At 71.7% G+C, this 22,241-nt stretch carries 20 protein-coding genes; 15 read left to right on the forward strand and 5 right to left on the reverse strand.

The features are described 5' to 3' along the window. Positions 1 to 32: 32 nt before the first annotated feature. The 7 genes from recD2 to ACFSKW_RS12765 all read left to right on the forward strand — a co-directional run bounded on the left by recD2 (position 33) and on the right by ACFSKW_RS12765 (position 7,371). Positions 33 to 2,246, forward strand: coding sequence for an SF1B family DNA helicase RecD2 (gene recD2 / locus ACFSKW_RS12735; protein ID WP_379572401.1), 2,214 nt, complete (start codon positions 33 to 35; stop codon positions 2,244 to 2,246). A gap of 174 nt (positions 2,247 to 2,420) precedes the next feature. Beyond that, positions 2,421 to 3,542 (forward strand): L,D-transpeptidase, encoded by a 1,122-nt coding sequence (locus ACFSKW_RS12740; RefSeq protein ID WP_379572402.1) that lies wholly within the window; start codon positions 2,421 to 2,423, stop codon positions 3,540 to 3,542. A gap of 71 nt (positions 3,543 to 3,613) precedes the next feature. After that, positions 3,614 to 3,904 (forward strand): hypothetical protein, encoded by a 291-nt coding sequence (locus ACFSKW_RS12745; protein WP_379572403.1) that lies wholly within the window; start codon positions 3,614 to 3,616, stop codon positions 3,902 to 3,904. A gap of 243 nt (positions 3,905 to 4,147) precedes the next feature. Continuing rightward, complete coding sequence (gene sigJ / locus ACFSKW_RS12750; RefSeq protein ID WP_379572404.1) at positions 4,148 to 5,101, forward strand: RNA polymerase sigma factor SigJ; 954 nt, start codon at positions 4,148 to 4,150, stop codon at positions 5,099 to 5,101. Positions 5,102 to 5,178: 77 nt separating this feature from the next. Further along, positions 5,179 to 5,652, forward strand: coding sequence for a carboxymuconolactone decarboxylase family protein (locus ACFSKW_RS12755; RefSeq protein WP_379572405.1), 474 nt, complete (start codon positions 5,179 to 5,181; stop codon positions 5,650 to 5,652). A 303-nt stretch (positions 5,653 to 5,955) separates the two neighbouring features. Beyond that, positions 5,956 to 6,531 carry a YceI family protein gene (locus ACFSKW_RS12760; protein ID WP_379572406.1) on the forward strand — a complete coding sequence of 192 codons (576 nt, stop codon included), beginning with the start codon at positions 5,956 to 5,958 and terminating at the stop codon, positions 6,529 to 6,531. Between the two features lie 141 nt (positions 6,532 to 6,672). Next, entirely contained in the window at positions 6,673 to 7,371 is a 699-nt protein-coding gene (locus ACFSKW_RS12765; RefSeq protein ID WP_379572407.1) for a TetR/AcrR family transcriptional regulator, read from the forward strand. A gap of 62 nt (positions 7,372 to 7,433) precedes the next feature. On the opposite strand, the gene ACFSKW_RS12770 is transcribed toward ACFSKW_RS12765, so the two are convergent. Further along, complete coding sequence (locus ACFSKW_RS12770; protein WP_379572408.1) at positions 7,434 to 7,724, reverse strand: DUF1905 domain-containing protein; 291 nt, start codon at positions 7,722 to 7,724, stop codon at positions 7,434 to 7,436. Positions 7,725 to 7,965: 241 nt separating this feature from the next. Next, positions 7,966 to 9,222, reverse strand: coding sequence for an alpha/beta hydrolase family protein (locus ACFSKW_RS12775; RefSeq protein ID WP_379572409.1), 1,257 nt, complete (start codon positions 9,220 to 9,222; stop codon positions 7,966 to 7,968). A 231-nt stretch (positions 9,223 to 9,453) separates the two neighbouring features. Here ACFSKW_RS12775 and ACFSKW_RS12780 point away from each other — a divergent pair, with 231 nt between their 5' ends. Both ACFSKW_RS12780 and ACFSKW_RS12785 read left to right on the forward strand, forming a co-directional pair. Beyond that, entirely contained in the window at positions 9,454 to 10,611 is a 1,158-nt protein-coding gene (locus tag ACFSKW_RS12780) for a sensor histidine kinase (protein WP_379572410.1), read from the forward strand. Continuing rightward, on the forward strand, positions 10,580 to 11,254 hold the full coding sequence (locus ACFSKW_RS12785) for a response regulator (RefSeq protein WP_379572411.1): 675 nt from the start codon (positions 10,580 to 10,582) through the stop codon (positions 11,252 to 11,254). Before ACFSKW_RS12780 ends, ACFSKW_RS12785 begins: the two co-directional genes overlap by 32 nt. 111 nt (positions 11,255 to 11,365) lie before the next feature. Here the strand turns inward: ACFSKW_RS12785 and ACFSKW_RS12790 are convergent, their stop codons facing one another. Further along, complete coding sequence (locus ACFSKW_RS12790; RefSeq protein WP_379572412.1) at positions 11,366 to 12,688, reverse strand: FAD-binding oxidoreductase; 1,323 nt, start codon at positions 12,686 to 12,688, stop codon at positions 11,366 to 11,368. Positions 12,689 to 12,854: 166 nt separating this feature from the next. Between ACFSKW_RS12790 and ACFSKW_RS12795 the strand changes: the two genes are divergently transcribed. Both ACFSKW_RS12795 and ACFSKW_RS12800 read left to right on the forward strand, forming a co-directional pair. Further along, positions 12,855 to 14,129 carry an FAD-dependent oxidoreductase gene (locus ACFSKW_RS12795; protein WP_379572413.1) on the forward strand — a complete coding sequence of 425 codons (1,275 nt, stop codon included), beginning with the start codon at positions 12,855 to 12,857 and terminating at the stop codon, positions 14,127 to 14,129. A gap of 9 nt (positions 14,130 to 14,138) precedes the next feature. Next, positions 14,139 to 15,302, forward strand: a complete 1,164-nt coding sequence (locus ACFSKW_RS12800; protein WP_379572414.1) for an MFS transporter — start codon at positions 14,139 to 14,141, stop codon at positions 15,300 to 15,302. On the opposite strand, the gene ACFSKW_RS12805 is transcribed toward ACFSKW_RS12800, so the two are convergent. Further along, the gene (locus ACFSKW_RS12805; RefSeq protein ID WP_379572415.1) at positions 15,289 to 17,922 is read right to left on the reverse strand and encodes a helix-turn-helix transcriptional regulator; all 2,634 of its coding nucleotides are present in this window, start codon (positions 17,920 to 17,922) and stop codon (positions 15,289 to 15,291) included. The genes ACFSKW_RS12800 and ACFSKW_RS12805 overlap by 14 nt on opposite strands. Positions 17,923 to 18,034: 112 nt before the next feature. On the opposite strand from ACFSKW_RS12805, the gene ACFSKW_RS12810 reads away from it, so the two are divergent. From ACFSKW_RS12810 to ACFSKW_RS12820, 3 genes are all read left to right on the forward strand, one after another. Next, complete coding sequence (locus ACFSKW_RS12810; protein WP_379572416.1) at positions 18,035 to 18,604, forward strand: hypothetical protein; 570 nt, start codon at positions 18,035 to 18,037, stop codon at positions 18,602 to 18,604. Positions 18,605 to 18,828: 224 nt separating this feature from the next. Next, complete coding sequence (locus ACFSKW_RS12815) at positions 18,829 to 19,530, forward strand: RraA family protein (protein ID WP_379572417.1); 702 nt, start codon at positions 18,829 to 18,831, stop codon at positions 19,528 to 19,530. A gap of 319 nt (positions 19,531 to 19,849) precedes the next feature. Then, positions 19,850 to 20,467, forward strand: a complete 618-nt coding sequence (locus ACFSKW_RS12820; protein ID WP_379572418.1) for a MerR family transcriptional regulator — start codon at positions 19,850 to 19,852, stop codon at positions 20,465 to 20,467. A gap of 126 nt (positions 20,468 to 20,593) precedes the next feature. Here the strand turns inward: ACFSKW_RS12820 and ACFSKW_RS12825 are convergent, their stop codons facing one another. Beyond that, positions 20,594 to 21,532 carry an RNA polymerase sigma-70 factor gene (locus ACFSKW_RS12825; protein WP_379572419.1) on the reverse strand — a complete coding sequence of 313 codons (939 nt, stop codon included), beginning with the start codon at positions 21,530 to 21,532 and terminating at the stop codon, positions 20,594 to 20,596. A gap of 190 nt (positions 21,533 to 21,722) precedes the next feature. Here ACFSKW_RS12825 and ACFSKW_RS12830 point away from each other — a divergent pair, with 190 nt between their 5' ends. Beyond that, the gene (locus tag ACFSKW_RS12830) at positions 21,723 to 22,241 is read left to right on the forward strand and encodes a carboxymuconolactone decarboxylase family protein (protein ID WP_379572420.1); all 519 of its coding nucleotides are present in this window, start codon (positions 21,723 to 21,725) and stop codon (positions 22,239 to 22,241) included.

Here is a 22,241-nt window from a genome sequence, read left to right on the forward strand (position 1 = left end):
TGGCCGGGAAAGGTCGGGAGAGAGGGTATTCCGTGAACGCTGGCTCGGACGGCTCCCTCGGTGCCTCACTTGACGCCGTCCTCGAACGGATCACCTACGCCAACGAGGAGACCGGCTACACCATCGCGCGAGTCGCGACCGAGCGTTCGGGCTCCGAACTGCTGACCGTGGTGGGACCGCTGCTGGGCGCGCAGGTCGGCGAGTCGCTGCGGCTGACCGGCAGGTGGACCTCACATCCCCGCTACGGCAGGCAGTTCGAGGTCTGGTCCTACGCCACCGTGCTCCCGGCCACCGTCCAGGGCATCCAGCGCTACCTGGGATCGGGCCTGATCAAGGGCATCGGCCCCAAGATGGCCGAGCGCATCGTCGACCATTTCGGCACCGACACCCTCGACATCATCGAGACCGCGCCCGAACGCCTGGTCGAGGTGCCAGGACTGGGCCCCAAGCGCACCAAGCTGATCGCGATCGCCTGGGAAGAGCAGAAGATCATCAAAGAGGTCATGATCTTCCTGCAGGGCGTCGGCGTCTCGACGTCGATCGCGGTCCGCATCTTCAAGCAGTACGGCGAGGCGTCCGTCTCGGTGGTCAGGAGCCAGCCGTACAAGCTGGCCGACGACGTGTGGGGGATCGGCTTCAAGACCGCCGACACCATCGCCCAGGCCGTCGGGATCCCGCACGACAGCCCCGAACGTGTCAAGGCGGGCCTGCGCTACACCCTGTCCCAGGCCGCCGACGACGGCCACTGCTACCTGCCCGCGCCCAACCTCGTCGCCGACGCGGTCAAGATCCTCGAGGTGCCGGCCGAACTGGTCAGGACGTGCCTGGACGAGCTGGTCGCCGAGGAGGGCGTGGTCCGCGAGGACATCCCCGCCGGCGAGAACGTCGTGCCCGCCGTGTACCTGGTCCCCTTCCACCGCGCCGAGCTGTCCCTGGCGGGCACCCTGCTCGGCCTGCTGCGTACCGGCCGCGACAGGCTGAAGGCCTTCGCCGACGTCGACTGGGTCAGGGCGGAGGACTGGCTGCACCGCCAGAGCGGCGCGGAGCTGGCCGCCGAGCAGCGCCAGGCCGTCCGCCTGGCCCTCACCGAGAAGGTCGCGGTGCTGACGGGCGGCCCCGGCTGCGGCAAGTCCTTCACCGTCCGCTCGATCGTGCAGCTGGCCCGCGCCAAGAAGGCCAAGGTGATCCTGGCCGCGCCGACGGGCCGGGCCGCGAAGCGCCTGGCGGAGCTGACAGGCCATGAGGCCACCACCGTCCACCGGCTGCTCCAGCTGCGTCCCGGCGGGGAGGCCACCTTCGACCGCGACAACCCGCTGGAAGCCGACCTGGTCGTGGTCGACGAGGCCTCCATGCTCGACCTGCTGCTGGCCAACAAGCTCGTCAAGGCCATCGCGCCCGGCGCGCACCTGCTGCTTGTCGGCGACGTCGACCAGCTTCCGTCGGTCGGCGCGGGGGAGGTGCTGAAGGACCTGCTCGCCGCCGACGACATCCCCCGGGTGCGGCTGACGCAGATCTTCCGGCAGGCCCAGGAGTCGGGCGTCGTGGTCAACGCCCACCGCGTGAACACCGGTCGGCATCCCGTCCTGGAGGGCATGAAGGACTTCTTCCTGTTCCCCTGCGAGGAGCCGGAGGAGATCGCGTCGCTGACCGTCGACGTCGTCGCCCGCCGTATCGCCCGCAAGTTCGGCCTCAACCCGCGACGCGACGTGCAGGTGCTGGCGCCCATGCACCGCGGGGCCGCAGGGGCGGGCGCGCTCAACACCGCCCTGCAGGAGGCGCTGACCCCCGCCCGCGAGGGCATGCCTGAGCGCAGGTACGGCGGGCGGGTCTTCAGGGTCGGCGACAAAGTGACCCAGCTGCGCAACAACTACGACAAGGGCGCGGCGGGGGTGTTCAACGGCACGGTCGGCGTGGTCACCGACATCAGGCTCGACGAGCAGAAATTGACCGTCCTGACCGACGAGGAGGAAAGCGTCGACTACGCCTTCGACGAACTCGACGAGCTGGCCCACGCCTATGCCGTCTCGATCCACCGCTCGCAGGGCAGCGAGTACCCGGCCGTGGTGATCCCGCTGGCCACCAGCGCCTGGATGATGCTGCAGCGCAACCTGCTCTACACCGCCATCACCAGGGCCAAGAAGCTGGTGGTCATCGTCGGCTCGCGGCGCGCGCTGGCCCAGGCGGTCAGGACCAGAGGGGCAGGAAGGAGACACACGGGCCTGACTCACCGCTTGTCAAGCTGTTGACGGCCCACTGTGTCCAAAATTGAGCGAACTCTCCCATATGATTCAGCATCCAACAGGTATGGCCATTAAGGTTTTTGGGTGCACTTTGCTGGTATGGGGGAGAACACTGTGTTGAGCATTGCGCCAGCTTGGCGGAAGCCCGTTGCCGGGGTCGCGGTCATTGTCGCCGCGGCCATGACCGCCTCGTGCTCCAGCGGATCGGCCCCCGCCGGAGCTCCGGAGGCGGCCGGTGAGTCCGCCACGGTGTCCGCCACGCCGGCCCCGCAGATCAAGATCAGCCCTGCCGCGGGCAGCGCCAAGGTGAAGCCGAACAAGAAGGTCGTGGTGACCGCCTCGGGCGGCGTACTCGACGAGGTGGTCGTCCAGGGCGGCGGCAAGCAGCTCGAGGGCGACTTCAACGCCGACAAGACCAAGTGGGTCTCCAAGGATCCGCTTCGGCCCACGAGCAGTTACAGCGTGTCGGCCAAGGCGGGGAAGACCACCGCCGCGGCCAGCTTCAAGACCCTCAAGCCCGAGATCGAGCTCGAGGTCGCCGACGTGACGCCGAACCAGAAGGGCGAGGAGGTCGGCGTGGGGGCGCCGATCATCCTGACCTTCAACAACCCGGTGTCCGACAAGGAGGCCGTCGAGGGCGCGCTGGAGGTCGAGGCCGAAAAGCCCGTCGAGGGCGCGTGGCGGTGGATCAACGACAAGACCGTCATCTACCGCACCGCCACGTACTGGCCGGCGCACCAGACGGTGAAGCTGACCGCACGCCTGAACGGCGTGCAGGGCGGCCAGGACATGTACGGGGTGAAGGACTACACCACCTCGATCGAGATCGGCGCCAAGCAGATCAGCAAGATCAACACCAAGACCCACATGATGTACGTCTACCGTGACGGCAAGAAGGTGCAGACCATGCGGATCAGCGCCGGCATGGCCACCACGAGGGAGTACACCACCACCTCCGGCGTCCACCTGACCATGGAGAAGGGCAACCCGGTCCGGATGATCTCGCCTGGGCGCAAGAAGGGCGACCCCGGCTACTACGACGTGATGATCAATCACGCGGTGCGGATCTCCAACTCGGGCGAGTACGTCCACGCCAAGGACAACGTCTGGGCCCAGGGCAGGCAGAACGTCAGCCACGGCTGCATCAACTCCCGGCCCGACCAGGCCAAGTGGTTCTTCGACAACATGCAGCGCGGCGATGTCGTCGACATCAAGGGGACCACCCGCAAGCTGGAGTGGAACAACGGCTGGGGCTTCTGGCAGATGCCGTTCAAGGAGTGGAAGAAGGGCAGCGCCCTCTAACCTTCGATCCGGCGTGGGCGGTGACCGCCTCGCCCACGCCGGATACCGACGCTCCGGGGCATCCTCTCTCCGTGCCCGCTGTCGGCGACCGTGCTCGTCGCCGCCGTGCGTCCGTTCCCTCACATTTCCTGCGTTCGGCCGACGACCCGGTGGCCCGCAACGCGCCGCCCGCCACCTGCGCCCGCGATCCGGGTGTCGCCCTGGGTGGTCGCGACCGGCGCCCCGCCAAGCTCACCGAAGGCCTCAGACCGCCGCGGCCCGCCCTGGTGAACGAGTCCGGCGCCACCTTCCTGCTCCACCCCTGCCCCAAGGGCGTCACCGGCCGCCGGAGTGGGACCGCAGGAAGCCGGCCGCGCAGATGACGAATGCGGCGGATCGGTGCGGGCAGGTTCTCGTCGTCGGCGATGGGACCGGTTCGCACCCGGCCAGCGGCGCGGCGGTCACGCGCCGGTGCGCCGGGTACCGCAGCGACCGGGGAGCGGCGGGCGATCGTGACCTACCCGCACGGTTCGATGACACGACCCTCCCGGATGGGGCCTCACACTCCGGTGCGCTGTCTCGTCGACCCGATGAGGGTAGATGCGACCAAGGGAGCCAGCGGTACCATGACCACCCCATCCGAACCAGGACACGTCCGGCCCGATCCGAGCCTGCGCGCGATCATGAGCGAGCGGCGTCAGCTGATCAATCTCGCCTACCGGCTGCTCGGCTCCCTGGCCGAGGCCGAGGATGCGGTACAGGAGACCTACGCCCGCTGGTACGGCATGTCCCGCCGGCAGCAGGAGGCCATCGAATCCCCCGGCGCCTGGCTGACGACGGTCGCCAGCCGCATCTGCCTGGACCTGCTCGGCTCGGCACGGGCCCGGCGCGAGCGCTACGTCGGCCAATGGATCCCCGAGCCGCTGCCCGGCCGCACGGAGTGGATCCACGACAGGACGGCCGGCACCACGGTCGACCCGGCCGACCGGGTCACCCTCGACGAGTCGATCAACATGGCCTTCCTCGTCGTGCTCGAATCGATGAATCCGGCCGAGCGCGTCGCGCTCATCCTGCACGACGTCTTCCACTACACCTTCGTCGAAGTGGCCGAGATCGTCGGCCGTACCCCGGCGGCATGCCGCCAGCTGGCCTCCTCGGCCCGCCGCCGTGTCCGTGCCTCGCAGGCTCCCGTAGCCCCGACGGCCCGCCACGCCGGCATCGTCAGGGACTTCAAGCAGGCGTGGGAAGCCAAGGACATCGACGCCCTCATCGGTCTGCTCGACCCCGACGCCACCGCGATCGCCGACGGCGGCGGCCTGGCCAGCGCCGGGCTGCGCCCGGTCGAGGGCTGCCGGCAGGTCGCGCACCTCTTCGTCGAGGTCGCAGGCCGGGCACACGGTCTGACGATCCTGGAGCGTACGGTCAATGGTCAGCCCGGTCTGGTGGCCCAGCAGGACGGCGTCACCGTGACGGTGTACGCGTTCGAGGTCGCAGGCGACCGGATCAAGCACATCTGGGCGGTGCGCAACCCCGAGAAGCTCCGGCCGTGGACGACGGACACACACGGGCGGGAGGCGTAGGTCACTTCCGGGTCTCTCACACTTTGCCGGGCTGCTTCGTCGGTGGGGGTAAGAGCGGAAACGCAAAGGAGAACAGCATGGACGCCCGTTTTGACCACCACAGCAACCCGGTCGGGGCCAAGGTCGTGAAGTACATCGTCTCGGCGGGCAAGGCCGTGGCGGACTCGACGCTGCCGGCCGCGACGCGGCACCTGGTGGAGATCCGCGCCAGCCAGATCAACGGCTGCGCCGTCTGCATCGACATGCACGCCAAGGACGCCGCGCACGCCGGGGAAACCTCGGTGCGGCTCAACCTGGTGGCGGCCTGGAGGGAGGCCACGGTCTTCACCGACGCCGAGCGGGCCGCCCTGGAACTGACCGAGCAGGGCACCCGCATCGCCGATGCCGCCGGTGGTGTCACCGACGAGGCCTGGGCCAATGCCGCCAAGCACTATGACGATGACCAGCTCGCCGCCCTGGTGTCCCTCATCGCCCTCATCAACACCTGGAACCGGTTGAACGTCATCACGCAGCAGCCCGCCGGCGACTACCAGCCCGGCCAGTGGGGATAACGACACCGCTTCGCCTCGGCCCCGGTGGGACGACCTGCAGCGGCCCGATCCCACCGGGCCTGACCCCCCACCCCGGAGCCACCGGCGCTCACCCCTGACCCGTGGCAGCGGCGACCCCGTAACCGTGACCGACCTCAGCCCTCTCCGGGGCTGGTGTCGATCTCGGGCCACCGCCGACCAGGTCCACCCGACACGCGCACGTCGTCAGCATGCCCGAAACCGTGATCGCGCCACACGGCACCGTGCTCCACGACGTGATCGTCGGCACAAGAACCACATCCAGAAGAACTCAAGGGAGCAACGATGCCCGCCGACCTGATCGAGGTCCCCGGCTACGTAGCCGGCACCTGGTCGATCGACCCGACCCACTCCGACGTAGGCTTCGTCATCCGGCATCTGATGATCAGCAAGGTGCGCGGCCACTTCACCCGCTTCGAGGGCCGCATCCTCACCGCCGAGAACCTGCTGAAGTCCGAGGTGACCGCCACGATCGACATGACCTCGATCGACACCGCCAACGCCCAGCGGGACGAGCACCTGCGCAACGCCGACTTCTTCGAGACCGAGAAGTACCCCACGATGACCTACCGCTCCACCGGCATCAGATCTGACGGTGACGACTTCCTGATGGAGGGCGAGCTGACGCTCAAGGGCGTCACCCTGCCGGTCCCGCTGAAGCTGGAGGTCAACGGCTTCGGTGTCGACCCGTTCGCCCCCGACCCGGCCGTGGGCGCCCGCGCCGGGTTCACCGCCACCGGTGAGATCAACCGGATGGACTTCGGCGTGAGCTACAACGGCCCGATCCCCGGCGGCGGCGCCGCCCTCGGGGAGAAGGTCCAGATCATCCTGGAGATCGAGGCCGTCCTGCGATCTCGATAGTGCCGTTGTCGCGCCAGGGCGACGTCGGCGGTTCCGGCGAGGTCAGCGCTTGCCCACCGGCAGCCGAGCCCAGCGACCGCACGCCGAGCGCCGGCCCCGGCCACCACCTCCAAGAACGTGCGGGTATGAAAGCCTGTCACCATGCGGAGAAGTGCCGAGCAGGAGGCGGCCACCCGTCATGACCTGCTGGTCGCGGCGCTGGCGGAATTCGCCGCCTCAGGGTACGCGGCGGCCACCCTCGCGGCGGTCGCCGCGCGGGCCGGGACGACGCGCGACGCGGCCTGCCAGCACTTCCCCGACAAGGCCACGCTCTATCTGGCCGCCGTCGAGGAACTCGGGGCCGAAGCGGCCACGCCCGTCTGGAGCAGGCTCGACGGTCCCGAGCCGCCCCTGCGCAGGATCGCCGACTTCCTCGTCGCGTTCTTCACCGCGCTGGAGCGCGACACGACGCTCCGGGAGGTGTACTCGCTGGCGATGCGCGGCGCCGAGGGCGCACCCGAGCTGGAGCCGGGGCTGAAGGACAAGCAGGCCATCATGGAGGGCCGGCTGCGGCACATGGCCGAGCTGCTGCGCACGGCCGATCTCCGCCCCGGTGTCAGCCCCGGCACCGCCGCACTCACGATCACCACCGCGGTCAACGGCACCGCCGCCACCTGGCTCGCCTGCCGCGAGCTGTTCTCTCCCGCCGAGCAGGCCCGGCCGCTGGCCGACGCCATCCTGTACGGCCTGGCCGAGCCTCGCCTCACCGAGCCGGACGACCCCGCGAGGTCCGTCCCCCTGGTGCGCGAGACGCGGGAAAGCGCGCCGGAGGACTCGGACACCGGCACGACGGCCGGGTAGCCGGGGGCCACCCCGGCCCGCGGGAGGCCCCACCACGACCCCGTGGCCGGGCGCGAGCGCGCTCAGGTGAGCCGCTGCTCGAGGTGGAAGGTCACCTCGACGCCCGCCCGGTCCTTGCCGATGAGCTTGCACAGCGCCGCCTTCATGGGCAGCCAGTGCGGACCGTCACCCGACGGCATGAGCGTGGCGGTGAACGGGTGGCCGTCGATCGTTCCCGCGACCTTCACCGGACGCCTCGTCCCGAGCAGTTCGGCGGAGCCGGGCACGGTGACGAACGTGGCGAAGGCGCCGTCCTTCTCGATCCGCGCGGTGAAGGTGTGGTCGAGCGGTTGCGTGGTCTTCTGGGTGGTCATCGTCATCTCCTGACGTCGTCTCCGACAGGTGTCGCGGTCAGCCCGGACCGCGGCCGGGAGGCGCCCGACGACGGTGGCGGGCGCTGCCGCCGTGTGGTCGACGGGGATCCTCCTGGCCTGGGGTCGTCCGGTCGAAGAGGTGACTCCCGCGACGGGTCGGAATCATCGCTCAGGGGCGAAGATCTTCCGCACGGCCGAACCGGCGGTCCCACGTCCGAACGCCCTGATCGCCACCGGCGGATCAGGGGATGAGGGAGACCTCGGGAAAGCGGGTGTCGGGGGCGTCGAAGAGCCGGCTCGGCCGCCTGTTCAGGTGCAGGTCGAAGAAGGCCGAGACGTAGGCCCGCTGGGCCGAGACGGACCGGCCGGGGTCGATCGTGCCGACGAAGTCGGCGACGGGCACCTTCGGCAGCGCCGCCGCGATCTGCGGCAGCAGCGCCTGCAGGTCGGTGAACGAGCCGTGCGCCGCGCCCGCGAAGCGCAGCTCCCTCTTCCAGCCGGTCGAGGCCTCCCAGAAGGACTTCCAGCTCGGTTCGCCCGCCCGGGTGTGCGCCTCGGCCGCGATCTGCAGGAACGGCCTGGCGACGCCGGTCTTGGCCACCCGGCCGACGTAGCCGCCGTCGAGGTTCACTCCCGCGTCCACGCGTGGGTCGTCGTGGACGAGTTGGGCGGCCACCGACCCGCCGAGGGACTGGCCAAGCGCTCCGACCCGGGACAGGTCCGGGGCGCCGCGCAGCCCGGCGGGCAACGGCCCGCTCTCCTCGCCGAGGCCGTGGCCACTGCCCAGCGCGGCGATCCTGTCCAGGACGAACCGCATGTCGGCAAGGCGGGCCTGGGAATGCTGCGCGAGCAGCTTGGCGATGACGCGTGGAGTCAGTTTCCGCGGCAGGGGCAGGGCTCGCACGACCCGCCCGTCCGGGAACTCCACCTGGTCGGCCTCGTAGGTGTGGTCCACGGTGACGACCAGGTAGCCGCGGGCGGCCAGGTCCTCCACCAGGGCGGTGCCGAGTGTGCGCGTGCCGCCGTCCCCGGAGCCGAAGAGCACGACCGGCAGCCTGCCCACCCGACGGTCCACCGGCGCGCCGGCGCGGGCATGGGTAGGGGTGGCGGCCCAGTCCACCGCGCCGGTCGGGATGCCCATGGGCGGCGCGGAGTGGCGGTCCCAGTCGGCCGCGGCCAAGGGCGCCATATGGGGCGCGACGGGCAGGGCCCCGCCGGTGTCCTTGGCCGGGTACCACAGGCTGACCATCAGCTCCCGGTAGGGCTTGGACCTGACCAGGGGGTCGCGGCGGGACCGGTCGACCAGGCGCACGGCGAGGGTGCCGACGGGGTACGGCCCGCCCGGCGCGGGCAGGGCCATCGTGACGCGTTGCCCGGCCGGCGCGTGATCGGCCATGACGGCGGGGACTGCCGTGGGGAGAGCGGGGGCCGTGGCGGGCGCGGTGACCGCGGCCAGCGCAAGCCCGGTGACCGCCGCGGCGATCGTGACGAAGGACATGTGAGGCTCCTTGTGAGCTGCGGATTCCTGTGCCCGACGAGGCTGGCAGCGGGGCGCGGCCTCGGGCTAGCGGCATACGGTTGATCCACACCTACGACTTCTGGCTGACATGCCCGGATGTTCATCCTGCAGGAGGATGGGGAGCGAACCCGCAGGACAACTAGGGTGAACGGCATGAAACGAGGCGACCGTCCCGTGGCCCGCCTCGCAGCGCCCCCTCGATGGTCGTCCATGCCAGCCGACGCGCTGCTGGCGGCCGTGATCTTTCTTGCCACGCTCGGACCTGGCCAGGTGCCGGCACGCGGCGAGCCGGTGCCGTTGCTGCTCCAGGTGGCCCTGGTGGCGCCCCTGGTGTGGCGGCGGCGCGCGCCGCTGACGGTGTTCTGCGCGATCGCGGCGGCGGCCGCCCTCCAATGGGTCGCCGACGTGCAGCTTCCTGCCGACGCCGCGCTGCTGGTCGCTGTCTACACCGTCGGCGCGCGCGGCACCTGGCGGCAGGCGCTGGTGGCCGGGCTCACGCTGGAGGCCGGGGCGCTGCTGGCCGCGGCGCGATGGGCGCCACCCGGCCAGTTCCCTTTCACAGTGGCCGCGCTGACCGCGATGGCCGCCGCCGCCCTGACCACGGGCCTGTGGACGCGGGCCCGGCGGGCGTACGTCACCTCGCTGGAGCACGACCGCGACCAGCGGGCACGGCTCGCCGTCGCCGAGGAACGCGCCCGGATGACCCGCGACATGCACGACATCGTCACCCACAACCTGTCGGTCATGGTGGCCCTGGCCGACAGCGCGGTGTACGTGCGGCACGGGGCGCCCGAGCAGGCGGCCGCCGCGATGGAGCAGATCGCGGCCACCGGGCGGCAGGCCCTGGACGACATGCGACGCTCTCTCGGCGCCGTCGAGCACGACGAGCCCGGCGAGCCCGGCGAGCCGCTCCATCCGGCGCCCGGGATCGCCCAACTCGGTCCCCTCACCGACAGGATGCGCGCGGCCGGGCTGCCGACCCGCCTGGAGGTCAGCGGTGACCCGGAGGCGATCCCCGCCGTCGCCCAGCTCACCATCTACCGGCTGGTCCAGGAGGCCCTGACGAACGCGCTCAGGCACGCCCCAGGGGCGACGGCCGAGGTCCTGGTCCGCCTGACGCCGCGGCACGCCGCGGTGGAGGTCGTCGACGACGGCCGCCCGGGGCACGCGCCGGCAGACACGCACGGGCGGGGCCTGGTCGGCATGCGCGAGCGTGTCGCCGCCTACGGCGGTACCCTCCAGGCCGGTCCGCTGCCCGGCGGCGGCTGGCGGGTGGCGGCCGGTCTCGACATCGGCGGCGACAAGGCAAGGACGGCAAGGCGAGAAGGGGTACGGCGTGACGATCCGGCTGCTGATCGCCGACGATGAGTCGTTGCTGCGCATGGCGTTTCGCATGGTGTTCCAGGCCGAGCCGGACATCGAGGTGGCCGGCGAGGCGGGCGACGGCGACGAGGCCGCCCGGATGGCCCGGCTGCTGCGTCCCGACGTCGTGCTGATGGATGTGCGCATGCCCGGCATCGACGGGATCGAGGCCACCCGCGTGATCGTCAAGGACTCCCCGCGCTCGCGGGTGCTCATCCTGACCACCTTCGACCTGGACGAGTACGCCTTCGCCGGGCTGAAGGCCGGGGCCTCGGGCTTCCTGCCGAAGAACACCCGGCCCGAGGAACTGCTGGCGGCGATCCGCAGCGTGGCGGCGGGCGACGCCGCGCTCTCCCCGCGGATCACCCGCCGCCTGCTGGAGAAGTTCGCCCCCCAGCTCATGCCAGGTGTTCGTGAGCGCGACGAGCGGCTGTCCCTGCTCACCTCCCGCGAGCACGAGGTTCTGGTCCAGGTGGCGCGCGGGCTGTCCAACGCCGAGGTCGCCGCGGCGATGCAGCTGGCCGAAGCCACCGTCAAGACGCACCTCAGCCGGGTCCTGCTGAAGCTGGGGCTGCGCGACCGGGCACAGGTCGTGGTCTTCGCCTACGAGAGCGGACTCATCCGCCCGGCGACGCCGCATGAGGCGTGAGACGACGGCGAGAGTCGCCCGCGAAGGAGCGCCACGGCGCAGGCGTCCAAGGAGGGCGTGGCTCTGGCCGGTGCCGCTGCCAGCAGCGGGCGGCCACCGCCGTCACGCCCGTCAGGGGCTCGGTGGGATGTTGTGCGAGCGGCCCAGGACGTTGTCCGGGTCCCAGGTCGCCTTCACCCCGGCCAGCCGCGCGTGGTCGTCAGCGGTGTAGGCGGCCGCGGTCCTGGCCGGGTCGAGCAGGAAGTTCAGGAACGAGCCGCCCGTGGCGTAGGGCCGCATCCAGCCGGTCACCTCACGCATCCGCTCGTCGACCTCGGCGATCTCGCGGGAGCCGTCCAGCATCGCCGTGGTGATCACCGAGTACGGCACGTCACGATGGCCGACGGGACCCGCCCCCTGCGCGGGACGCGCCATCGCCCCGCCCCAGTGGCGCAGCTCGATCGCGCTCACCGGCTCCTCCGCGCTCTTCACGATCACCTCGATCGCCTCGTCGGGCACCTGCCTGAGCAGGTCGAGATGCTGGCGTACGGCCATCGGCGGCGGAGGCGGCCCGCCGAACACGGTGGCCGCCTCCGCGAAGCTCATCGCCGCGAAACCACCGCCGAGCGCCGGCCCCGCGGCGTCGAGCAGCGGCTTCAGGCAGCGCTCGGCCTCCTCGGCGGAACCCGCGTAGAAGACCCGTACGGCCAGCACCCACCCGCCCGAGCCGGGCGTCCGCATGAGAATGATCGAGGTGTTCGACTCGTCCGGCTCGCTCGGCGCCCACTGGAGGTAGCGGGCCAGCGTGCCGGCCGCCCGCTCGATCGGGAACATCGCGATACCCGCGTACACGTCGGTGACGGGGTGCAGCGCGAACTCCAGTGACGTCACCACCGCGAGGTTGCCGCCCCCGCCGCGCAGCCCCCAGAACAAGTCGGGGTGCTCGCCTGCGCCCACCGTGAGGATCCTGCCGTCGGCCGTCACGACCTCGGCGCCGAGCAGGTTGTCGGCGGCGTAGCCGTACAGGCGGGACAGCCACCCGGTGCCACCGCCCAGCGTGTAGCCGGCCACACCGATCGCAGGAGTGCCCGACACGGGCGCCAGCCCGTACGGCGCGGCGGCGGCGATCACGTCGGACCACACCGCGCCGGCCCCGGCGCGCGCGGTGCGCCGCTCGGGATCCACCCGCACCTCGGCCATGCGCGAGGTCTTCACCACGATGCCGCCGTCGGCCGGCACGAGGGTGCCGTGCCCGGTGGACTGCACGGCGAACGGCACGCCGTGCTCGCGGGCGACGGCGAGCGCGGCCCGCACGTCACCGGGTCCCTCGGCCTCGACGACGACGGCGGGACGGGAGTCGATGGTCGTGTTCCACGCTTTGCGTTCGCTCTCGTAGCGGTCGTCGCCGGGGGTCAGGACAGTGCCCTTGACAAGGGCGCGAAGCTTATCTTCCATGCTGTGATCGTCTCTGCCGGACCCGCCCGGCGTCGTCGTACGAGGGGAGGCTCCTGCCGGTACGGCGCAGGAAGTAGGCCCCAGTCACATGACTGATTCCTCGCATTCGGCGCCCTCCTAGCGTGGTGGTCGTCAAGATCTCCCCCTCGTCCGGCTGGAGGAAGCCATGTCGTTCCATGTCCTGGTCATCGGTGGCGGTATCGGCGGGCTCACGCTCGCCCAGGGTCTGCGCAGGTCTGGTGTCAGCGTCGCGCTCTACGAGCGTGACCGCGCCAAGGACGACAGACTGCAGGGCTACCGCATCCACATCACGCCGAAGGGCTGCGCGGCTCTGCACGAGTGCCTGCCCGCCGAGCTGTACGACCGGTTCGTCGCCACCTCGGGCAAGCCCAACACCACGCTCGGCTTCTACGACGCGCACCTGAAGGAGCTGCTGGTCATCGGGGAGGAGAACGCGCCCGAGCACTACATCGACAGCTTCAAGTCCGTCAGCCGCATCTCGCTGCGCGAGGTCCTGCTGTCGGGGCTCGACGACGTGGTCGCCTACGGCAAGACCTTCACCCGCTATGAGCCGCTGCCCGGCGGGCGGGTGCGCGCCCACTTCGAGGACGGCACGCACGCCGACGGCGACCTGCTGGTGGCGGCGGACGGCGCCAACTCCAGGGTGCGCCGGCAGTTCCTGCCGAACGCCGCCCGGCTGGACACCGGCGCGCTGTCGGTGTCGGCGAAGGTCCCGCTCGACGACGAGACGCGCAGGCTGCTGCCGCGCCAGCTGTTCGCCGGTTCCGGCTTCCTGTTCGGTCCGCAGGGCAAGACGGTGTTCATGGCCGCGCACGAGTTCCGCTCGCGATCCTCGCTCGCCCGCGACCAGCGGCCCGGCCTGCTCATGGACAACACCGCCGACTACGTCATGTGGAACATCGTCAGCACCTGGGGCAGGCTCGGCGACAGGGAGAAGCTGGAGCGTATGAGCGGGGCCGAGCTGCAGCAGGTCGCCTTCGCCGCGACCGAGGGCTGGGCCCCCCAGCTGCGCGAGCTGATCGCGCGCAGCGACCTCGACAGTCTCTCGATCTTCCCGCTGAAGACCTCCACCCCCGTCAAGGGCTGGGAGAGCGGCAACGTCACCCTCATCGGCGACGCGATCCACAACATGCCGCCCACCGCGGGCGTGGGCGCCAACACCGCGATCCTCGACGCCCGCCTGCTGACCCGCAACCTCGTCGAGCACGTCAACGGCAGGATGTCCCTCACCGAGGCCGTCGGCGGCTACGAGGCCGAGATGCGCGAGTACGCCTTCAAGGCCGTCGCGCTGGCGATGCGCAACCTGAAGATGGGCGTCAGCGCCAACCCGGCGCAGCGGGCCTTCACCAAGACGCTGTTCCGCTTCTTCAACGCGGTGCCACCGATCCGCAGGAGCATGGCCGCCGCGATGATGAAGTAGGCGGCGGCCATGCGAAGAGTTCTGCCCAGCCTGCTGCTGGTGCTCCTGCTGGCCACGCTCGACACCACCATCACCGGCACGGTGGCCCCCGCCCTGGTCGCCGACCTCGGCGGCGGGGAGCGGGTGGCCCTGGTGGTCGTGGCCTACACCCTCGCCTCGACCCTCGCCCTGCCGTTGTGGGGCAGGGCCGGTGACCTGCTCGGCCACAAGCGGGCGCTGCTGGCGGCGCTGGCGGTCTTCCTGCTGGGTTCCGCGGGGTGCGGCGCGGCGCAGGACATGCTCCAGCTCGTCGCGGCCAGGGCCGTGCACGGGCTCGGCGCGGGCGGGCTGATGGTCGGCGTCATCGCGGTGGTGGCCGCGCTGGTGCCGCCCCGCGAGCGCCCCCGCTACCAGGGGCACGTCACGGCCGTGACCGCGCTGGCGATGGTCGGCGGCCCGCTGGCGGGCGGGATGCTCACCGACCTGCTCTCCTGGCGCCTGGCGTACCTGATCAACCTGCCGCTCGGCGGCGTGGCGTTCGCCGTCCTCGTGATCAGCCTACGACTCGCGCCGCCCCAGCCCGGCGGAAGGCGGCCCGCCGACTACCTGGCGGTGCTGCCCGTGCGGCTGCTGGCCGTCCGCAACTTCGCCCTGGCCGCGCTGCTCGCGCCGCTCCAGGGAGCGGTGATGCTGAGCGCGGTGACATTCCTGCCGCTGCATCTCCAGCAGCGCCAGGGCGCCTCGGCCACCGGCAGCGGCGTGCTGCTGCTGCCGCTGCTGGCCGGCGCGGTCGCCGCGTCGTTCCTCGCGGGGCGGGTGATCGGCAGGACGGGCCGCTACAAAGCGTTCCTGGTGTCGGGCACCGCACTGACCGCGGCCGGTACGGCGGGCATCGCGCTCGCCGGGGTGGCGCCGGCGTGGATGCTGCTGATCGGCCTCGGCGCGGGCATGCTGATGCAGCTGGTGACGCTCGTCGCGCAGAACAGCGTGCCGTCCGCGGACGTCGGCGTGGCCAGCGCGGCCGGGCCCTTCCTTCGCCAGCTCGGCGGTGTCGCGGGTGTCTCGGCCGCGGGCGCGCTGTACGAGGCCGGTTCGATCGAGGCGGTGTTCGCCGTCTCGACGCCGGTGGCCTGCGCGGCCGTCGTGGTGGCGTGCCTGGTCACCGAGACGCCGCTGCGCGTCACGACAGAGTGAGAGCTGCCAACTCGGTTCTCGTGGTGACGCCCAGCTTCGGATAGGCCTTGTACAGATGGTGGCCGACCGTGCGCGGGCTGAGGAACAACTGGGCGGCGATCTCCTTGTTGGTGGCGCCCTTGGCGGCCAGCCGTACCACCTGCAGCTCCTGCGAGGTGAGCCTGCCGAGCAGCTCCACGCCAGGATCCCTGGTCAACGTCTCGCCCGTGGCGCGCAGCTCTCCGCGCGCCCGCTCGGCCCACGGCCCGGCGCCGAGCCGGTCGAAGGCGTCGGCGGCCTCCCGCAGCGGTGTCCTGGCGTCGTGCTTGCGGCGCTCGCGACGCAGCCACTCACCGTACAGCAGCTGGGTGCGGGCGCGGTCGAAGGGGCGCTCGTCGGCCGCGACGGCGCGGGCGAAGCGCTCCTCGTCGTTGGACAGCAGCGCGTGGCAGCGCTCGATCAAGGCCACGGCCCACGCCCTGCCGGCCGCGGCCGTCCACTCCTCCAACCACGCCAGCGAGCGCGCGGCCCGCTCGGGCGTGCCGAGCCTTACCGCCGCTTCCACCAGGTCGGCGACCGCGGCGGCCTGGTGCGTGACCACCTGGTCGAGCCGGTCGAGCGCCTGGTCGTAACGGCCGAGCCCGAGATCGAGCAGGCCGAGCGCCCACTGCGCCCACGCCGCGCCGTACGGCCGGCCCCCGGCGCGCGCCGCCATCTCCCTGCACTCGCGCTCCCGGCCCGCCGCCGCGCTCAGCCACGCCCGCACCCCGCACAGCTGCGCCTCCAGGTGCGACTGGCCCGTCTGCCCCGCGATGGCCTCGCCCGCGGCGGCGGTGGCGGCCGCGTCCAGGTGGCGGCCCAGGTGCAGCTCAGCGGCCGCCTGCACCAGGTTGACGTGCGGCAGCCAGCCGATCATGCCGCGCGCGGCGCACTCCTCGGCCAGGGTCCTGGCGATGTCCAGCGCGGCCTCGTGGTCGCCCACGAGCAACGCCACCTGGGCCGCGTTGTTGCGCAGCCCGTGCAGGTCGTGGCGGACCTGCCTGCCGCCCTCGACCACCTCGCGCAGCAGCGGCATCGCCCGCGCCGGCCTGCCCGCGAGCAGCGCGGACATGCCGCGCGCCATGGCCGAGGCGGGACGGCGCGGGTCCTCCAGGCGTGGAAGCCTGTCCAGCCTGGCGGCCGCCTCCTCGGCCTGCGCGGGATCGCCGGCATACCAGCTGTTGCGGATGACCAGCAGCAGCATCGTCCTGGCAGGCGCGGGATCGGTCGCGGCGACGGCCTGCGAGGCGGTCATCAGCGTGGCGCAGGCGGCCTCCAGCGCGCCTCGCTCGAAGTCGACGTCGGCCCTGATCATGGCCATGCGCGCCGTCAGCAGCGGATCCGTGGAGCGGGTGGCGGCCCGTTCGGCCAGCTGCCTGCCGCGGTCGAACTGGCCCGAGTCGATCGCGGCCTCGGCCGCGGCCGCCAGGCGGCGCGTGCTGTCCGCTTCGTCCGGGGTGAGCGCGGCGGCCCGTTCCAGCGCCGCCGCGGCGGCGGCGTGACCGGTACGGGCCCGGAAGCCTTCGGCCGAGCTCTCCAGGTCGGCGGCCAGCCGCTCGTCGGGCTCGGTCGCCGCCGCGGCCAGGTGCCAGACGCGCCGTTCCTGATCGCCGACCTCCGCCAGCGCCCTGTGCACGGCGCAGCGGCGGGCGAACCCGGCGGCCTGGTAGACGGCCGAGCGGGCCAGCGGGTGGCCGAAGACCAGTCTCGTCCCCTCCACGCGGACCAGGCCGGCCCGCTCGCAGGGCTCCAGCGCGTCCTCGTGCACGCCGAACGCGCGCGCCGCGCGCAGGATCAGCGCGAGCTCGCCGGTGTCCTCCGCCGAGGCGACCAGCAGCAGGGTCCGCGCCTGCTCCGGCAGGCCCGCGCCCTTGTCGGAGAAGGCGTCCTGCAGGCGCCTGGTCAGCGGCAGCGGGCCCAGAGGGAAGGGCGTGTGGTCGGCCGTGGCGGGCAGCTCGATGAGGCCGAGCGGATTGCCGCCCGCCTCCGCCAGCACCCGCTCGCGCACCTGGGCGCTCAGTCCCGGGACCCGCTCGTCGAGCAGGGCGGCGGCGGCCGCGCCTGCCAGCCCCGACAGCGGCAGTTCGGGCAGCCCCGCGGGCGCGAACTCCTCGCGCCCTGCCAGCACCATCGCGACCCCTTCGGCGCGCAGCCTGCGCGCGGCGAACAGCAGGGCGTCGGCGGAGGCCTTGTCGAGCCACTGCATGTCGTCGACCAGGCACAGCAGCGGGCCTGCGCCCGCCGCCTCCGCCAGCAGCGACAGGGCGGCCACCCCGACGAGGAAGCGGTCCTCGCCGGGACCCTGCACCATGCCCAGCGCGGCCCGCAATGCCGTGGCCTGCACCGCAGGCAGTTCGTCGACCAGATGAAGCACCGGTAGCAGGAGCAGGTGCAGCCCCGCGTACGGCAGCTCGGCCTCGGACTCGACGCCCGCGCCCCGCAGCACGATGAACCCCTCGGCCGCCGCTTCGGCGTGCTCCAGGAGCGAGGACTTGCCGATTCCCGGCTCGCCGCGGATCAGCAGTACGCCGCTGGCACCCGTGCGGGCCTGACCCAGCAGCCCGTCGACCGCCCGCAGTTCGCCCTCTCGTCCGTGAAGCATCCCGCGATCGTACTTAGCCGCTCACGGCCACCACCACCAGCAAGATGACTGATTCCGCCCCGGGCGCTGGTCCGTAGCGTCGTGATCACGACATCGTCCCTCAGGAGGAATCATGAACACGATCGCATTCGTCCCCGGCGCCGCGGGCATCACCATCGGCTCGGACGCGAAACTGGAGACGCCCTACCGGGCCGGCTTCGACGGCGTCCTGCCCGACGTGCGCGTCCACGGCGGCACGGTGACCGTCGTCTTCCCGCGCAGCTTCCACGTCCGTGACCGGCGCAGGGCGGGCGAGGTGGTGCTGAAGGGGACGGAGCCGTGGCGCATCGAGGTGCGCGGCGGCACCTCCCGCCTGACCGCCGACCTGCGGGGGCTGCGAGTGACCGCCCTCGACCTGCAGGGCGGTGCCGAGCAGGTCGCCGTGGAGCTGCCCGCCCCCGAGGGCTCGGTGCCCGTGCGCATCGCGGGCGGCGCCTCCCACGTGCGCTTCGGCTGCCCGACCTCCGTGCCCGTACGGCTGTCGCTGATCGGCGGCGGCACCGGCATCACCTTCGGCGAGCGCCACCTCGGCGCGGTCGGCGCCGGCACCACGCTGGCCGACCCCGGCTGGCAGGACGGCACCGACCGCTACGACATCCTCGTCACCGGCGGCGCCGACACCCTCACGGTGGAACGGTGGTAGACGGAGCGACGCGCCAGGTCGACACAACCCGTTGTCCGCGGTCGCCCCCGTCTGTTGTCCTCCGACCGAGAAGCTGCTGTGGGACAGGATCGCCGAGGCCGCCCGCGACGGCAGCGCCCCGCGACGCTCCTGGTGGTCTCGCACAGGAAGGCGGCGCCCGCGCGGTTCGACGAGCCGGCTCCCACGGGTTGCCGCCGGCTGCCCGACGCCCGAATGTTGACCCCATGGACGAGCGAGAACTCCACAAGCGCCTCACGACCCTGACCACCGCGCATCTGGCGGACGCGTGCATCAGGGCGGGGATCCCGGTCCGTTGCGTCTGCCTCCAGGCGGTCGTGCCGGGCGGCCGCGTGGCCGGACGGGTGCGTCCGGCGCGGCATGCCGGCAGCGTCGACGTCTTCCTCGAGGCCTTCCACGAGGCCGGGCCGGGCGAGGTGCTGGTGGTCGACAACGGCGGACGGCTGGACGAGGCGTGCGTGGGCGACCTCGTGGTGCTCGAGGCGCAGGCGGCCGGGCTGGAGGGAGTCGTGATCTGGGGCCTGCACCGCGACAGCGCCGACATCAGGGCGATCGGGTTGCCGGTCTTCAGCCTGGGCGCGATCCCGACGGGGCCGCAGCGTCTGGACGAGCGTCCCCCCGGCGCGCTGGAGTCGGCCACCGTGGGGGAGTGGAGCGTGGGGCCCGAGGACGTGGTGCTCGGCGACGACGACGGCGTGGTGTTCGTGCCCGCCGCCCGCGCCGAGGAGCTCCTCGCGCTCGCCGAGGCGATCCGCGACACCGAGCGCCGCCAGGCCGACCGCATCCGCGCGGGCCACACCTTGCGCGCCCAGGTGGACTTCGACGCCTTCCTCGCCGGGCGGCGGCAGCGGCCCTCTTTGACCTTCCGCGAGCACCTGCGCTCGGTCGGCGGCGCCATCGAGGAGTGAGCGCCCTGCGAGGGGCCGTCGCAGGGCCCCCGCCGCCCAGAGCGCGGCTACTCGGCCGGAGTCGCGCGGTAGGCGAGCCGGATCAGCAGGTAGATCGGCAGCGCTACCGGCGACAGCAGGATCGTGAGCACCAGTGTCGGCGCCATGACCAGCGGATCACCTGTCGCTCGCGGCTGTCGAGATACATCCACCGCCCGAGGAAGAGGTCCCGCGCGGTGCCAACGCAGCGTGCCCTCCCATCTCGGGAGTGGATAGTACTACTTATTACTATCTATAGTTAGCCATCCGCATCCGACAAGAGGGGTTCGACGGCGTGCGCATGGCGGAGCTGAGCGAGAAGACGGGCATCCCGGTCCCGACGATCAAGTACTACATCCGGGAGAACCTCGTCGCGCCCGGCCGGCCGACCGGACGCAACCAGGCCGACTACAGCGACGAGCACGTGCGCAGGCTCAAGCTCGTGCGGGCCATGATCGAGTACGGCGGACTGTCCATCGCGGTCATCCGTGACCTGATCGTGCGGATCGACAACCCGGAACTCGAGGCGTTCGACCTGCTCGGCGCGGCACAGCAGACCGTGACCCAGGTGAAGGACGTGCCGCCTGGGCCGTACAGGGACAGCGCCGAGCGCCGCCTGCGCGACCTGCTCGCCAAGCGGGGCTGGCGCCTCAGGACCGGCGATCCCGCCTACCGCACGGCCGTCGGGGTGCTGGCCACCCTGGACGAGGTCGGCCGTCAGGACATGCTCGAGGCCCTGGACGACTACGCCGAGGCCGCCGAGCGATTCGCCGAGATCGACCTGAGCCTGGTCGGCGACGTGAGCGACCGCGAGCGCGCGGTGGAGATCGTGGTCATCGGCACCGCGGTGGGCGACACCCTGATCGCCATGCTGCGCCGGCTGGCGCAGGCCACCCTCGGCGAGCGGCTCCACACCTGAGGACGGGGGCCAGCACGCGAGGGAAGCTGAGCGTTCCACTATGCCCGGGTCTCGACGACCACGCAGTTTGCCGTTGCTCCTCGGTCCTGCCTCCGCCATGTGCCCGCGCTGCCGGTCTCAATGAGCTCAGCGGGTCACGGCGGTCTCTCGCTCCACGCGCGACAGCTTCTCGGGATTGCGCACGTGGTAGGCGCCGGTGACGTAGCCGTTCTCCACGCGCACCGCCACCACTCCGTCGATCTCCCCGTCGACCCGAACGAGCAGCCCGGGGCCGCCATTGATCTGAACCAGCTCGACCGACCGTTCTGCGTCGCGTTTCCACCAGCCGACGGCCAGCAGTCGAGCCACGTTGTCGATCCCCACGACGGGCCGCAGCAGGGCGTGCTTGACTCCGCCGCCGTCGCTCAGGGCGACGACGTCCGGCGCGAGGACGTCGAGCAGGCTCTGCAGCTCGCCGGTTTCGACCGCCCGCTGGAAGGCCTGGAGCGCGGCTCGGGTCTCGGCCGGGGAGGCGATGCCGCGGGGTCGGCGGGCGGCGACATGTGCCCGCGCCCGGTAGGCGATCTGGCGTACCGCGTTCGGGCTCTTGTCGACGGCTTCGGCGATCTCGTCGTAGTCCAGATCGAACACCTCGCGCAGCACGAACACCGCCCGCTCGGTCGGCTGCAGCGTCTCCAGCACCAACAGCATCGCCATCGAGACGCTCTCGGCGAGCTCGACGTCCTCGGCCACGTCGGGCGCGGTGAGCAACGGCTCGGGCAGCCACGGCCCGACGTAGGACTCCTTGCGCCGGCCGAGCGCGCGTAGCCGGTCCAGCGCCTGCCGGGTGACGATCCGCACCAGGTAGGCGCGCGCCTCCCGCACGGTGCCGAGATCGACGTCCACCCATCGCAGCCAGGTCTCCTGCAGGACGTCTTCGGCGTCGGCGGCCGAGCCGAGCATCTCGTAGGCGACGGTGAACAGCAGGTTGCGGTGGGCGACGAACGCCTGGGTGGCGGAGTCGACGTGGTCGGCACGATCGAGCGGCTCGGCTGGGTCCGCACTTCGTTCGCTCCGCTCGGTCATGCCCCGCTCCTGCCTGTTCGTTCTCAGCACTGCCACACGCACAAGACGTGGGTCCCCACCGCTTTGTAACAGCCGCAGCCATGTGGCCTATGTCACGTGGCTGCGGCTGTTACGGGGATCGGGGCGCCGGCGTCTCGTGGTCGTCAGGACGCAGCGCGGACGATCCGTACGGCGCTACGACGAGCTGAGAATGAGAAGGGAAGTCTTCCCCATGTCCACGCCCACGACGACCGGCCAGCGGTCGCGCATGCCCAACCCCCTCCCCTTCCTCCCTGAGATGGCGGAAGTCGGCGAAGGTCTGCACAGAGCCCTCCAGAACGGCGCGATTCCGCGGGCCACCATCCACCTGCTGCAACTTCGCGCCGGGCAGATCCTCGGCAGCACGTACTTCGCCATCAGGGAGACCGGCAACCTCCGCCGGTCGGGGGAATCGGAGGAGCGCATCACCGCTGTGGCCACCTGGCGGGACGCCACGTACTTCACCGACGCCGAACGGGTCGCGCTGGAGCTGGTGGAGGCGGTCCTCACCCCGAACCCGTCCGGGGAACGCGTCCCCGACGAGCTGTACGCCAGGGCGTCGGCGCACTACGACGACAGGGCGATGTGGTCGCTCATCATGGCGATCGCCCACATCGGCTTCTTCACCCCCGCCGCTCTCATCGCCAAGCCCATCCCCGGGATGCCCCCCGGCCAGAACTACAGCGCATAA

This window comes from Nonomuraea mangrovi, from assembly GCF_042681425.1.
GTDB lineage: Bacteria > Actinomycetota > Actinomycetes > Streptosporangiales > Streptosporangiaceae > Nonomuraea > Nonomuraea mangrovi.